The 13,165-nt window shown below is 67.9% G+C and carries 9 protein-coding genes; 4 read left to right on the top strand and 5 right to left on the bottom strand.

Going from position 1 to position 13,165, the window contains the following annotated elements; genetic code table 11:
* Positions 1 to 2 precede the first annotated feature (2 nt).
* Positions 3 to 1,313, bottom strand: a complete 1,311-nt coding sequence (locus tag ACQBAU_RS11625) for an ABC transporter substrate-binding protein (RefSeq protein WP_465256496.1) — start codon at positions 1,311 to 1,313, stop codon at positions 3 to 5.
* A 279-nt stretch (positions 1,314 to 1,592) separates the two neighbouring features.
* Here ACQBAU_RS11625 and ACQBAU_RS11620 point away from each other — a divergent pair, with 279 nt between their 5' ends.
* From ACQBAU_RS11620 to ACQBAU_RS11610, 3 genes are read left to right on the top strand one after another with little or no spacing between them, the layout of a single operon-like run.
* Entirely contained in the window at positions 1,593 to 2,513 is a 921-nt protein-coding gene (locus ACQBAU_RS11620; RefSeq protein WP_465256497.1) for a carbohydrate ABC transporter permease, read from the top strand.
* On the top strand, positions 2,513 to 3,424 hold the full coding sequence (locus ACQBAU_RS11615) for a carbohydrate ABC transporter permease (RefSeq protein WP_434551071.1): 912 nt from the start codon (positions 2,513 to 2,515) through the stop codon (positions 3,422 to 3,424). The genes ACQBAU_RS11620 and ACQBAU_RS11615 overlap by 1 nt, the downstream gene beginning before the upstream one ends.
* Positions 3,425 to 3,426: 2 nt before the next feature.
* A complete protein-coding gene (locus ACQBAU_RS11610) occupies positions 3,427 to 4,266 on the top strand; it encodes a fumarylacetoacetate hydrolase family protein (protein ID WP_434551070.1) in 840 nt (279 codons plus the stop codon).
* A gap of 65 nt (positions 4,267 to 4,331) precedes the next feature.
* On the opposite strand, the gene ACQBAU_RS11605 is transcribed toward ACQBAU_RS11610, so the two are convergent.
* Complete coding sequence (locus ACQBAU_RS11605) at positions 4,332 to 7,301, bottom strand: hypothetical protein (RefSeq protein WP_434551069.1); 2,970 nt, start codon at positions 7,299 to 7,301, stop codon at positions 4,332 to 4,334.
* 311 nt (positions 7,302 to 7,612) lie between these two features.
* On the opposite strand from ACQBAU_RS11605, the gene secA reads away from it, so the two are divergent.
* Positions 7,613 to 10,543, top strand: coding sequence for a preprotein translocase subunit SecA (gene secA, locus ACQBAU_RS11600; RefSeq protein ID WP_465256537.1), 2,931 nt, complete (start codon positions 7,613 to 7,615; stop codon positions 10,541 to 10,543).
* Between the two features lie 21 nt (positions 10,544 to 10,564).
* Here the strand turns inward: secA and ACQBAU_RS11595 are convergent, their stop codons facing one another.
* The 3 genes from ACQBAU_RS11595 to ACQBAU_RS11585 form a co-directional block, all read right to left on the bottom strand.
* A complete protein-coding gene (locus ACQBAU_RS11595; RefSeq protein WP_434551068.1) occupies positions 10,565 to 11,143 on the bottom strand; it encodes an Rv3235 family protein in 579 nt (192 codons plus the stop codon).
* Positions 11,144 to 11,244: 101 nt separating this feature from the next.
* Positions 11,245 to 12,597: a hypothetical protein gene (locus ACQBAU_RS11590; protein ID WP_465256498.1), complete on the bottom strand. Its 1,353-nt coding sequence runs from the start codon at positions 12,595 to 12,597 to the stop codon at positions 11,245 to 11,247.
* A complete protein-coding gene (locus ACQBAU_RS11585) occupies positions 12,597 to 13,055 on the bottom strand; it encodes a hypothetical protein (RefSeq protein ID WP_434551066.1) in 459 nt (152 codons plus the stop codon). The genes ACQBAU_RS11590 and ACQBAU_RS11585 overlap by 1 nt, the downstream gene beginning before the upstream one ends.
* Between the last annotated feature and the right edge of the window lie 110 nt (positions 13,056 to 13,165).

Here is a 13,165-nt window from a genome sequence, read left to right as displayed (position 1 = left end):
GGTCACTGCTGTTTGGCCAGTTCGTCGTTCCACTGCTGCTCGGCGGTGCCCAGCGCGTCCTCGGCACTCGACTGGCCGGTGATGTAGGTGCGGATCTGCTCGTCGAACACCTCACGCAGCAGGGTGTCGTTGCCGGTGGAGAGAGCCGCGTCGACCATCGAGTCGAACTGGGCGACCAGCACCTGGCGGCCGGCGTCCATCGCCTCGGTCACCTCGATGTCGGTGAAGAACGGGTCCTCCAGTGCCGCGGCGGAGGAGGGGAAGATGCTGACCAGCTTGCAGAACGCGAGCTGGTTCTCGGCGTTGGTGACGAACTTCAGCCACTCGGCGGCGGCGGCCTTGTTGTTGGAGGCGCTCGGGATGCCGAACACCTGCTGGCCGAAGAACAGTTGCTCTCCTGCCGGTCCGGTGACCCCGGGAGCGATCCACAGGTCGTCGTACACGTCCGGCGCGTTCTTCTGGATGTTGATCAGCGCCGAGGACACGCTCTTGGGGGCACAGGCGATCTGTCCGTTCTCCAACGACTGTTCGTACTGCCGGGCCTCCTTGCCCATCACACCGGGCGCGATGGCGCGCGATTCGAAGTACTTCTTGTAGCGCTCCATCACCGCGACGGTGTCGGGGGTGTTGAACGCCGCCTCGGTGCGCTCCTCGTTCAGCATGGTGATGCCCTCACCCTGCATCTCCTGTGAGTAGCACATCAGGTTGGCGCCGTACACGTCGGTCTTGTCGTAGATCGCCTGGCAGAGCTCGAGGGCCTCCTCGTACGACGTGGGCAGGCTGTCCTCGGTGTAGCCGGCCTGCTCGCACAGGGACTTGCGGTAGATGCCGAAGCCGGCACCGCCGTTGTACCAGGGGATGCCGACCTGCTGATCGGCGTCGTTCTTCAAGGTGGTGAGCAGGCTGGGGACGTAGGCGCCGAGCTCCTCGTCGGTGAAGAACTCACCGAGGTCACTCATGGAGTCGCCGAACAGGCCGACGGTGAAGGAGGTGTAGTTCACCGCGTCCGGCACCGTGCCGGAGGCGATCGCGGCCAGCAGCTTGGTGGTGATGTCCTGCCCGGGGACGTCGACCCAGTTGATCGTGACGTCGGGGTGCTCGGCGGTGTAGGCGTCGATCATGCCTTGGATGTAGGGGGCGTAGTTCTTCTGCAGGTTGATCGTCCACCACTCCACCTCGCCGGCGAACTTCTCGCCGGCGCTGCCCTGGCTGCCGGCGGTCTGGCCCAGGCAGCCGGTGAGGGAGCCGGCGGCCGCCGTTGCTGCCGCCCCGGCCACGGTCGTCCTGAGCAGTCCTCGTCGCGTGATCCCCATTGTTCCTCCGCAAGGTCGCTGTACGGCCCACTCACCCGATTGGCGGGACCGTTACATGGTCTACGGTCACGATGGTTCGTCCTTCAGGCGCGACTGTCAAGGGAAGTGGGGTGGTGAGTTCAAAAAGTTACCTCGCGCTGATCCTTGTGTGTGTCAAGCGGGTTACGGTGTGTGACAAACGGGTCACAGAGTCCCGGGCAGGGGTTGACAGGGCAGCCCGTGGTGCCGTTGCATGAGCACGGCTGGGGAAACAACCTGCCTTTCGGACGGGAGGGATGAATGACAACGGTGACAGCACCCCGGGCCGCACGCCGCCGCCAACCCGCGGCCGGCCCGCGTCGGGTCGTCGGCCAGCGTTGGTTCACGCCCTACCTGTTCATGGTGCCGGGCCTGTTCTTCTTCATCACGATGTTCGCGTGGCCGGCCGCGCTGGCGATCCAGTTGGCGTTCGCCGAGTACAACATCCCGCAGCCGCCCACGTTCGTCGGCCTCGACAACTTCCGGCAGCTGATGGTCGATCCGCGCTTCCACATCGCGTTGCGCAACTCGTTCGTGTTCTTGATCATGTTCTTGCCACTGTGTGTGGTGGCGCCGCTGTTCCTGGCGATCCTGGTCAACCAGAAGCTGCGTGGCATCCAGGTCTACCGGGTGACCTACTACCTGCCCGTGATCACGTCGATGGTGGCGGTGGCGATCGCCTGGCGCTTCGTGCTGAGCCGCGAAGGCGTGCTCAACTGGTTCCTCTCGCTGGTCGGGCTGGGCCCGATCCAGTTCCTGCTCGACAGCCAGTGGGCGCTGCCGACGGTCGTGGTGATCGAGGCCTGGAAGGGGATGGGGCTGTACATGATGCTCTACCTCGCCGGCCTGCAGTCGGTGCAGCCGGAGCTGTTGGAGGCGGCCGAGATGGACGGCGCGAGTTGGTTGCGCCGACTGTGGCACGTGATCGTGCCGGCCATCCTGCCGTTCGTGGCCGTCACGCTGACCCTGGCCATGTTGGATGCGATGCGGTCGTTCGAGTCGATCTACATGTTGACCCGCGGTGGTCCACAGGACTCGACGTTGACCCTGGGCTACTACATCTGGCACGTGGCGTTCGAACGCTATGACATGGGGTACGCCAGTGCGGTCGGCATGGTGCTGTGGGGGATCATGATCGTCCTCGCGCTGCTCAACCAGTTCGTGACCAGGAGGCGGGACTGATGGCACTGAACGAACTACAGGGCCCGCCGATCGCCGAGGCCCAGGAGACGGCGGACCAGGCCCCGCCCCGCCGGGAACGTGGCGGCAGGCCGCGGCGACCCATCCGCAACGCGTTGATGTACGTGCTGCTGACCGTCGTGGGGCTGCTCTTCGTGGGACCCTTCCTGGTCATGCTGTCGATCGCGTTCAAGCCGGCCCACCAGTCGATCGACAGCTTTCCACCGGACCTGATCCCGCGGCCCCCGGTGCTCGACTACTTCGTCGAGGCGACCACCACGATCCCGTTCTTCACGTTCACCGGGAACTCGGTGATCTACATCGTGGTGATCATCCCGCTCTACCTGCTCGTGTCGGCGATGACGGCGTATCCCCTGGCCCGGATCAACTTCCCGGGTCGCGGCCTCTTCTTCATGGTGTTCCTGTCGACGATGTTCCTGCCCGGTGAGCTGATGTTGATCCCGCGGTTCCTGGTGATGAGCCAGCTCAGCCTGGTGGACACCTACATGGCCGTGATCCTGCCTGCGATCCTGTCCGCGTTGGGGATCTTCATGTTGCGGCAGACCTTCGCCTCGATGCCGGAGGAGATCTTCGAGGCCGCCCGGGTCGACGGCGCGTCGGAGTGGGGCATCTTCGTCCGGATCGCCATGCCCGCGGCAGTACCGACGCTGGCGGTGTTGACCATCCTCGGCTTCATCAACGTGTGGAACAGCTTCGTCTGGCCGTTGGTCGTGCTCAACGACCAGAGCAAGTTCCCGCTGGCACTCGGCATCGCCTACCTGTCGGGAGTGAGCGGTCAGGACGTCCGCGGGCTCGCCGCCGGGACGGTGCTGTCGCTGATCCCCGTGATCGTGGTCTTCCTCGCCCTGCAACGCCACATCCTCGGCTCCATGTCCGGTGCCCTGAAGGGTTGATCATGAGATTCGTACGACTCGGTCCCGTCGGTCAGGAACGCGATGCGGTGCTGGTGGACGACCGGCACGCGGCGTGGCTGCCACCCTCAGGTGTGGGTGACGCCTTCGACCTGGACGACCTCCGCAGTCGCGGAGCACTCGCCCTGGAGTCGGAGAGGTCGGTGCCGCTGGCCGACCACCGGATCGGGGCACCGCTGCGTCCGGGCAAGATCATCTGCGTCGGCCTCAACTACGCCGACCACGCTGCCGAAGGTGGGCAGGAGGCGCCGACCGAGCCGATCCTGTTCCTGAAGGTGCCCGACACCGTGGTGGGTCCTCACGACCCGGTGGTCATCCCCCGCGGTGGCGACAAGACCGACTGGGAGGTCGAGCTCGGGGTGGTGATCGGTCGACGGTGCGCCTACCTGGCCGACGAGGCCGAGGCGATGGCCCACGTCGCCGGATACGTGCTCTGCAACGACGTGTCGGAACGACACTTCCAGCTCGAGCGGGGTGGCCAGTGGGACAAGGGCAAGAACTGTGCCACCTTCTGCCCGATGGGGCCGTGGTTCCTCACCGCCGACGAGGTCCCCGACCCGCAGCGGATCCGGCTCGGCCTGGCCGTCGACGACCACACCTACCAGGACTCCAGCACCGCGGAGATGATCTTCGGTGTGGCGCGCCTGGTGCACGAGATCAGCCAGTTCATGACGCTGTACCCCGGTGACGTGATCAGCACCGGCACCCCGGCCGGGGTCGGAGCCGGACAGCAGCCGCCGCGGTACCTGGCCGCCGGCCAGACGATGCACGTCTGGGCCGACGGCCTGGGCCGCCACGCCTCACCGGTGGTCACGGCCGACTGACCGCCGTCCCGGTCTACGCGGGGCAGCAGATCAGCGGGTCAGCAGATCAGCGGGTCAGAGGGGGGTCAGCGGCGCACCGTGCCGGCGGTGTGGTCGATCTGCAGCCGCCCCAGGAAGCCCTGGAAGTACGCAGCACCGGCGGGCAGCCCGAACTCGACCTTGACGTGGCCGCCGAACACGGCGGGCTTGGCGTACAACGCCTGCAGCGGTGTCGGGGTCTGGACCGTCTGCCGGGTGGTGCCCACCACGAACTCGAAGGCCCGCAGGTCGTAGCTCAGCCGAATCGTCGACCAGACCATGGCCGGCACCACCAGGCCGGAGCGGAAGACGTGGGTGTTGGTCTGCTTGTCGCCGAACCCGAGCACCAGTTCGCCGTCGGTGTCGACGTACAGCGTGATCGACCCCAGGATCGAGGAGAAGTGCCGGAACAGCACGTACCGCTGGTCGACCAGGGTCGGCTTGACGTCCATCGTCAAGGTGAACGCACCGCGCGGGAAGGTGTCGATCGGGAAGTTCGCCCAGCTCTGCTCGGTGTGGAACGACAACGCCGGTCGGCCGTCCTCGGTGACCCAGGTGGGCACGTGGCTGAAGCCGCCGGTGACCGGGGTCGGCACGTAGAACGGCTCGTCGTAGATCAGTCCACCGCCCAGCTGGGCATGGTGCTGCGGCCGATTCGCCGGGGCCAGCAGAGCGGCCCCGGCGCGCGGCTCGTCCAGCCGATAGCCCAACCGGGGTACGGAATCCCGTGGCACCATGGCTCGCACCACGGCACCGGTGCTCTCCGAGATCACCGGCACCGGTTCACTGCGGACCGGCCGGCTCGGCATGATCGGCGCACTGCGCACGATCTTGCCGGAGACGGTGATCGCCCGCAGCTGGAACACCGGGTGGGTGTGGGCGCTGGCCAGGGTGACGTCGATCTCGGCCGACGGGGTGCCGAGATGGACCGGGGTGTCGGGCTGCCGGCGATGCACCGTCCAGTCGCAGCGTGCGTCGCGCCCCGTCCCGTCGGCGAACAACTGGGCGTGTGCGCCGAGCTCGACCAGGTCGGCCAGGGCGAAGTCGTGGGCCTCGGTGCCGATGGTCAGGCTCACCCGTGCGTCCGGGCTCCGGTCCTCGGGCACGGTGATGAACCAGGCCGTCCGGTTCAGCCACACGTAGGCCGACGCGGTCACCACGTCACCGGTGCGCTGGATGGCCTTCACGTACAGGGCACGGTCGGCGTGGAACTCCCAACCTGGGGCGCCGGTCACCTCCACCCGGATGTTCTCCCAGCGGCTGCTGCGTGACGACGGGGCGCCCTTGATCAACACGGTGTCGACCAGGTCGTACGTGCCGGTCGGGTCGGCGGCGTGGAACTCCCGGCCGTGGTCGGTCACCTCGAGGGTGGCCAACGGCTCGTCGGCGGTGACCTCACCGACCAGCCGGTACCTGCCGTCGGCGGTCGCGGTGACGTCGAACGACATCGAGGTCGGTCGCAGGATGTCGCGCAACGACTGCCGGGTGGTGGTGTAGTTGCTCGAGGTGGTGGGCAGGATGCGCACGTGCTGCAGGTCGTGGTGTTCCAGCGGAGCGCCCGAGGAGTCGGTGACGGTGAGCCGCGGCACCAGCACCGACAGGTCCGACACCCATTCGCTCGGCACGGTGAAGGTGACCGCTCGGAGCCGCGCCCGGTCGAAGGTCTCGGTGCCGAAGTCGCGGACGACCCGGCCGCTCAGGTCGTGCAGCACCAGCCGTGCGGTGTAGCTGGCGGCGGTCGTGGTGTCGGGCACGTTGAGCAGCTCGAACTCCAGCTTCTCGCCGACCTTCACCTCCTCCCGGTGGGTGAGCACCAGCGGCGGGACGGTGATGTCGTCGCCCTCGTTGGGTTCGGGGTCGGTGCCGGTGAAGATCGACGCGTAGTACTTGATCAACCGCTGCAGGGCCAACGAGTTGCGCACCGAGGGCTGGATCATGGTGTTCTCGTTGAACTCGTTCCACTCGAAGAAGAACACCATGTCGGGGTTGAGCTTCACCAACCTGTCAAGGGTCTCGCGCATCCGGCCCGTGCCGAACTCGCCGTGGGTGACCATCGTGAAGTGGTTCTCGTAACCCTGCCGGACCTGCCCGCACAGCAGCTTGCCGGCGTTCTCCGGCCGGGCCAGGGCCTCGACCACCAGCTCGCTGAGGTGGTCGTCGTACGCCCCGAACTCCGCCTCGGAGCGGTAGTCGAGCCGCCACACCGGCCACGGCATCTCCAACTGGATCCCGTCGTACACCGCGAGCAGGTCGGCGATCCGGTCCGCGTACTTCTGCCGGACGGCCGCCGACCAGCCGCCGTCGGCCTCGTAGGCGACCTGGTCGGCCCAGTCGATCACCAGTTGGCCGACAACGGCGAAGGTGTCGCCGAACTCGTCACGCAGGGCGGTGAGGAACTGCTCCATCACGTCCAACTTCACGTAGCCGGAGTTGTAGGTGGCGATCGGGATCCGGCCCGCGATCCGCGGCGAGAACGGTGAGGCCAGCGCGGTCTGCAGCACGGAGCGGGCCTGCACGTAGTGCCGATCCGTGGTGGAGAACGCGGTGAACCCGGCGAAGGCGAACTGGGGGTACTCGTGGTGGCCGGGCGCCCGGTCCGGCTCCGCCTGCAGGTAGCCGTTGACCTGGTCCCACAGGGCGATGCTCGGGACGGCGAGCGAGCCGGTGCCGTCGAAACCGTAGGTCCGGGCGATGGCGATGTCGCGGAAGTACGACTCCGCGGTGTTGTAGGTCGCGGTCGCCGGCCGGATCGAGGGATCGTTGAACAGGGGGCGATCGATGAAGTCGGTCAGCATGTTCTCGTACAGGTTGTACTTGTACTGGAACTCGGCGAACAGGCTCGGGACCTCGGCGACCCGGGGCCGCGTGCCGAGGCTGAGGTCGGGCTCGTGCTCGGCGCGCTCGAACCGCGCGTGCGGTGGCGCGGCAGCGGCAGGCCCGGACGGCAGGGCGGGAAGGGCGGCGACGGCACTGGCGGCGAGTGAGGCCTGCAGCACGCGACGGCGGGAAACGTTCATGGAGCACTCCTGTGGGCTGGGGCGCGCGGTGCCCGTTGCGGCGGGCGGGGGACCGTCCGGGCAGGGGAACCTGGCGCGTTGCAACGTATGGAACAACAATTGCGGGCAGCCTGCCCAGTGGTGCTGAAAGAGTCAAGGGTGCGGCGATGGACCGGCCGACCGGTGATGCGGGACGGCGCAGGGTGTCGTGCGGCCACCGGTCCGCCTAGGATGGACCGGGTCGATCATGTGGTCGGCCGGTCGCCGTACGGCCGTACGGCGGGAGTCCCACCCGGAGGAGAACCGGTTCCGTGGCTGTGCTGGACAGGTTGATGCGTGTCGGCGAGGGCAAGATCCTGCGCCGGCTCAAGTCGTACGCGAATCAGGTCAACTCGATCGAGGACGACTTCGAGGCGATGGACGACGACGAGCTGCGCGGGCAGACCGCCGACTTCAAGCAGCGGATCGACAACGGTGAATCGCTGGACGCCCTGCTGCCGGAGGCATTCGCGACCGTCCGGGAGACCAGCCGACGGGTGCTCGACAAGCGCCACTTCGACGTGCAGCTGATGGGTGGTGCGGCACTGCACCTGGGCAACATCGCCGAGATGAAGACCGGTGAGGGCAAGACTCTGGTGGCCACCCTGCCGTCCTACCTGAACGCCCTGACGGGCAAGGGTGTGCACGTCGTCACCACCAACGACTACCTGGCCGAGTTCCAGTCCGAACAGATGGGGCGTATCCACCACTTCCTCGGCCTCGACGTCGGGGTGATCACCCCGGCTCTCACCCCGGCACAGCGGCGGGAGGCGTACGGCAAGGACATCACGTACGGCACCAACAACGAGCTCGGCTTCGACTACCTGCGCGACAACATGGCGCTCAGCCTCGACGACTGTGTGCAGCGGGGCCATCACTTCGCCATCGTCGACGAGGTCGACTCCATCCTGATCGACGAGGCGCGGACGCCGTTGATCATCTCCGGTCCGGCCGAGGACGACCACCAGTGGTACCCGGTGTTCTCCAAGCTGGTGCTGCGGCTGACCCGCGACCGCCACTACGAGGTGGACGAGAAGAAGCGCACCGTCTCGATCAACGAGGAGGGCATCGAGCAGGTCGAGGACCGGCTCGGCATCGACAACCTGTACGAATCGGCCAACACGCCGCTCATCTCGTACCTGCAGAACGCCTTGAAGGCCAAGGAACTGTTCAAGAAGGACCGCGACTACGTGGTGATCGACGGTGAGGTGTTGATCGTCGACGAGCACACCGGCCGCAGCCTGTCGGGTCGTCGCTACAACGAGGGCCTGCACCAGGCGATCGAGGCCAAGGAGAAGGTGCAGATCCGCGACGAGTACCAGACGCTCGCGACGATCACCCTGCAGAACTTCTTCCGGATGTACGACAAGCTGTCCGGGATGACCGGTACGGCGATGACCGAGGCCGCCGAGTTCCAGAAGATCTACGGCCTGGGCGTGGTGCCGATCCCGACCAACGAGCCGATGATCCGGCAGGACCGCAAGGACCTCATCTACCGTACGGAGGTCGCGAAGTTCACCGCGATCATCGAGGACGTGGCCGAGCGGCACGAGGCAGGACAGCCGGTGCTGATCGGCACCGCCTCGGTCGCGAAGTCCGAGGTGCTCAGCGCGATGCTGAAGAAGTCGGGCATCCCGCACAACGTGCTGAACGCCAAGCACCACGAGCACGAGGCCGCGATCGTCGGTGAGGCGGGCCGCAAGGGTGCGGTCACCGTCTCCACCAACATGGCCGGTCGTGGCACCGACATCATGCTCGGCGGCAACCCCGAGTTCCTGGCCCAGACCAAGCTCCACGAAGAGGGTGTCGACCCGGTCGAGGCCGCCGACGAGTACCAGGAGCGGTTCGCCGAGCTGTTGACCGAGTACGAGACGCAGACCGAGGCCGAGCACGAGGAGGTCGTCGACGCCGGCGGGTTGTACGTGGTCGGCTCCGAGCGCCACGAGTCGCGCCGCATCGACAACCAGCTCCGCGGTCGTTCCGGCCGTCAGGGTGACCCGGGGGAGAGCCGGTTCTACCTGTCGCTGGGCGATGACCTGATGCGGCTGTTCAAGTCCGACATCGTCGAATGGGTGCTGCAGGCCCTCAAGGTGCCCGACGACCAGCCGATCGAGAACCGGCGGGTGAGCCAGGCGATCGCGAACGCCCAGGGCCAGATGGAGTCGCAGAACTTCGAGGTCCGCAAGAACGTGCTGAAGTACGACGACGTGATGAACCGGCAGCGGCACGCCATCTACGGCGACCGTCGTCGGCTGCTGGAGGGCACCGACGTCAAGACCCGGATCCGACAGGCCATCGTCACCGTGGTCGGTGAGGCGGTCCGGGAGGCCACCGAAGGGTTCCCCGAGGACTGGGACTTCGACCAGCTGTGGACCGACATGAAGACCCTCTACCCGGTGCGGCTGAAGCAGTCGAAGTACGCCAATGACGACAACGTCGATCGAGAGGCGCTGATCGAGGCGTTCGTGACCGACGCCCGCAAGGCGTATCGCCGGCGCGAGAAGGAGCTCGGCCCCGAGCTGATGCGCGAACTGGAGCGCCAGGTGATGCTCACCGTGCTCGACCGCAAGTGGCGCGAGCACCTGTACGAGATGGACTACCTGCGCGAGGGCATCGGCCTGCGCGCGATGGCCCAGCGCGACCCCCTGGTGGAGTACCAGCGCGAGGGCGGCGTGATGTTCAACACCATGATGGACGCCTTCCTGGAAGAGGTCGTCGGCTACCTGTTCAACGTGGAGATCAAGGCCCCGGAGGAACCGCAGGTCGGGGTCGCGGCCAGCAACGGCCAGCCGTTGGTGATCACCTCGGGGCCGGACCTGGACGAGGACGGGGTGGACGTCAACGTCAGCGGCGGGACCGCCGACGCCGACGCCGCGCCGGCCACGGCGGCCCCCGCGAAGCGTACGGCGACGTCGAAGCGTACGGCGACCTCGAAGTCGGCCGCCTCGAAGTCGGCCACGTCCAAGTCGGCCACCTCGAGGGCCACCCCCGAGCCGGCAGCCAAGGAGTCCCCGCAGCCCGCCGCGAAGAAGTCGACCTCGCTGTTGGGGGGCACCTCGCGGCGGCAGCAGAAGCTCAGCTACTCCGCTCCGGACGAGTCGGGGGAGACGAAGCGGACCGCGGTTGCCGAGGCCGAGGACGACTGGGCCAAGACGCCGCGCAACGCCCCCTGCCCGTGTGGCAGCGGTCGCAAGTACAAGCTCTGCCACGGCAGCAAGGGCTGAACCGACGCCGCGCCGCGACCGTCACCGGTCGAGGGCGGCGAGGTCCTCGGTGCGGTGTTCCCAGGCGGTGCACATCCATCGCCCGTCGGTGCGTTGCAGTTGGAACGCCATGGCGATCGACCGTTCCCTGCCGCGGACCCGGACACTGGCCTCGATCACGTCGTCGGTGACGTGCTGGCAGTGTACGGAGGCGACGTGCACGTTCACCGGTCTGGCCAGCCGACGGGCCGACATCACGATCTGGGCGTGGGTGAGCTCGCTGACCCAGCGGGTGAGCTGGGTCGGGGCCCGGCGGCCGGCCAACACCTCCACGACCACGACCGCGACCTGGCGTACCCGGTCGGCCGCGACGGGCCGGGCCGGTCCGGGGGCAGGCGGCACCGACAGGTCGGCGAACAGCATCGGCTGCGAGTCCGGCGGGTCCTGCACCACCGTGGCCGGGCCGCCGATCGGGACGGCCGAGGGCAGGCGGTACGTGCGGGCCGGGGGTGCCTCGCGTGGTGGGCCGGTCCGGCGGGCCGGAGAAGGCGTCCGGGCGGCAAGGATCGCGTGGCCGCGGGCCCGGGTCGGTGGCCGCTCCTCGATGAGTTGCTGCGTCATGGCCCCAGCGTCGTCGAGGGGTGCGGCCGGCCGCCACCTTCCGGGCCGTGCCCTGTGGACGACACGCGGGGCCGTACGGCAACGGCGTTGCGGCGCCGGGCTCAGGGGGAGAACAACAACAGCAGCCCGGCGATGGTGTAGCCGATCATCACCAGCAGCATCGGCAACTGGCCGACGATCGTCCGGTCGGGACGCAGCATGGCCAGTGACCGCTCGTGGGCGACCACGATGCCGACGATGTGGCCCAGCAGGATGCCGGCCAGCTGCAGCACCGCCACGAAGGTGGGCACCATCACCAGGCCGGTGGCGACCCCGCGTTCGGCCGTGCCGAACAGGTTCCACCCCAGACCCAGCGGGTCCGACATGTTGATCACGGTCCGCTGCCCCTCCACCACCAGCAGGGTGAAGTAGTGCGCGATCGCATACCCGACGATGATCGGGACGATCGACGGTGACATCAGCCGGGCCAGTTCACGGACCGGGACGCCCCGACGGGAGAACGGCGTCATCAGCCGGGCGGCGAGCCAGAACGTGGTGGCCACGAGGATGATCATGGTCAGCAGACCGCCGGTGGCCCAGACCTCGTAGGGCACCGAGGAGTCCTGCACCGTCCGCAGCCACCATGACGTGTTCGCAAAGCTGTCGAAGGCGGTCGAGCCGAGCAGCACCGAGACCACGGCCGGGGTGCCGTTGGGCGGACGCCAGGTCGCCAGCGCCCGCAGCGGGTTGATCAACTGCACCCGCCCCTCCTTGTCCGGCTGCAACGGGGCGCCGGCCGCGACGAGGTTGGCGAACACCTCGAACGGATCCGCGGCGGCGAGCCAGCGCCGGCCACCGAGCAGCGAGCCGAAGAACAGCACCACGAACCACCCGGCCACGTACAACTGCATCACCGGCAGGGTGGTCCGGGCCGGTTGGACCAGCTCGAAGAAGGTGAACACGAACAGTCCGACCGCGCCCGGCCAGACGCCGAGCCACTTCGGCACCGTGGTGACGAACCCGTCATCGGGATCCCGCCGCAGTACGGCGTACACCAGCCGTTGCAGGGTGGCGACCGGGTTGAGCGCGGCGTAGACGGGACCGAACAGGGCCGACAACGGGACCAGGCCGACCCACAACAGGGCGAACACGAATCCGAAGATCGGGTTGGTGAGCCGGTCCTCGCCGGCCACCAGCGCGAGGGCGGCGACGCCGTACCAGAGCAGCACCGCGATCCGGGCGACCCAGACGACCGCCGGATGGACCCGGAACAGGCCGCGGCTCCGCCGGTCGCGGTAGCGCTGCTTCGGCCAGCCGAAGAACAGCAGGACGAACGAGACCACCAGGGCGACCACCGCGCCGACCACGACGAACTCGAACGGCAGCGGCAGGTCGTGGCGCGAGGCGATGCCGTGCAGGGGCAGCGGAAGGGGGCCGGAGAGGGCGAGCCCGCCGGTGAGGGGCACGCCGGACATCAACGCACGTTCAGGATCAGGATCGTCTTCGCCGGATGGTGCGACTCGATCTCGAAGCTGCCCGGCTCACTGAGCGTGATCGTCTCCGAGGTCGGTACCCCGGCCTTGACCGGGATCTCGATGTCGAGCCCGTGCATGTGGATCTCGTCGTCGTGGTCGCTGGTGATGTTCAAGGTGATCACGTCACCGACCTTGGCCTCGCGCTTCTCCGCGTTCGGGGTCACCGTGTCACCGGACAGCACGATCTCGATCACGGTGCCCTGCTCGGTGGCACCGCTGGTCGCCGTGCCGGCCGACTGGCTCGGGGCCGAACTCGGCGCGGTCCCGGTCCCGGTGGTCCCGGTGCCGGTGCTCCCGGGGGAGGTGGGCTCGGTGTCACCCGGGGCACAACCCGCGGCGAGCAGGGCGACTCCGGCCACCAGCAGGGCACTCCGACGGGACAGCAGTTTCATGATCACCTTTCGACACCTCGGGGAGCGTGCGTGCCACGCCCCCACTTGAGGTACGCCCGGGGCAGCCGGAATGTTCCCCGACCGGCACCGGGCGCGCGTGAGTCCGGTCACGATAG

Origin of the sequence: Carbonicoccus niuqiaonis (assembly GCF_050157065.1) — a bacterium.
GTDB lineage: Bacteria > Actinomycetota > Actinomycetes > Propionibacteriales > Propionibacteriaceae > Avipropionibacterium.
This window is presented reverse-complemented; position numbering and strand designations above follow the sequence as displayed.

Coding starts and splice junctions, on each gene's coding strand:
- secA (WP_465256537.1), top strand. CDS start 7,613: ATGCGTGTCGGCGAGGGCAAGATCCTGCGCCGGCTCAAGTCGTACGCG.
- ACQBAU_RS11590 (WP_465256498.1), bottom strand. CDS start 12,597: ATGTCCGGCGTGCCCCTCACCGGCGGGCTCGCCCTCTCCGGCCCCCTT.
- ACQBAU_RS11610 (WP_434551070.1), top strand. CDS start 3,427: ATGAGATTCGTACGACTCGGTCCCGTCGGTCAGGAACGCGATGCGGTG.
- ACQBAU_RS11605 (WP_434551069.1), bottom strand. CDS start 7,301: ATGAACGTTTCCCGCCGTCGCGTGCTGCAGGCCTCACTCGCCGCCAGT.
- ACQBAU_RS11620 (WP_465256497.1), top strand. CDS start 1,593: ATGACAACGGTGACAGCACCCCGGGCCGCACGCCGCCGCCAACCCGCG.
- ACQBAU_RS11625 (WP_465256496.1), bottom strand. CDS start 1,313: ATGGGGATCACGCGACGAGGACTGCTCAGGACGACCGTGGCCGGGGCG.
- ACQBAU_RS11615 (WP_434551071.1), top strand. CDS start 2,513: ATGGCACTGAACGAACTACAGGGCCCGCCGATCGCCGAGGCCCAGGAG.
- ACQBAU_RS11595 (WP_434551068.1), bottom strand. CDS start 11,143: ATGACGCAGCAACTCATCGAGGAGCGGCCACCGACCCGGGCCCGCGGC.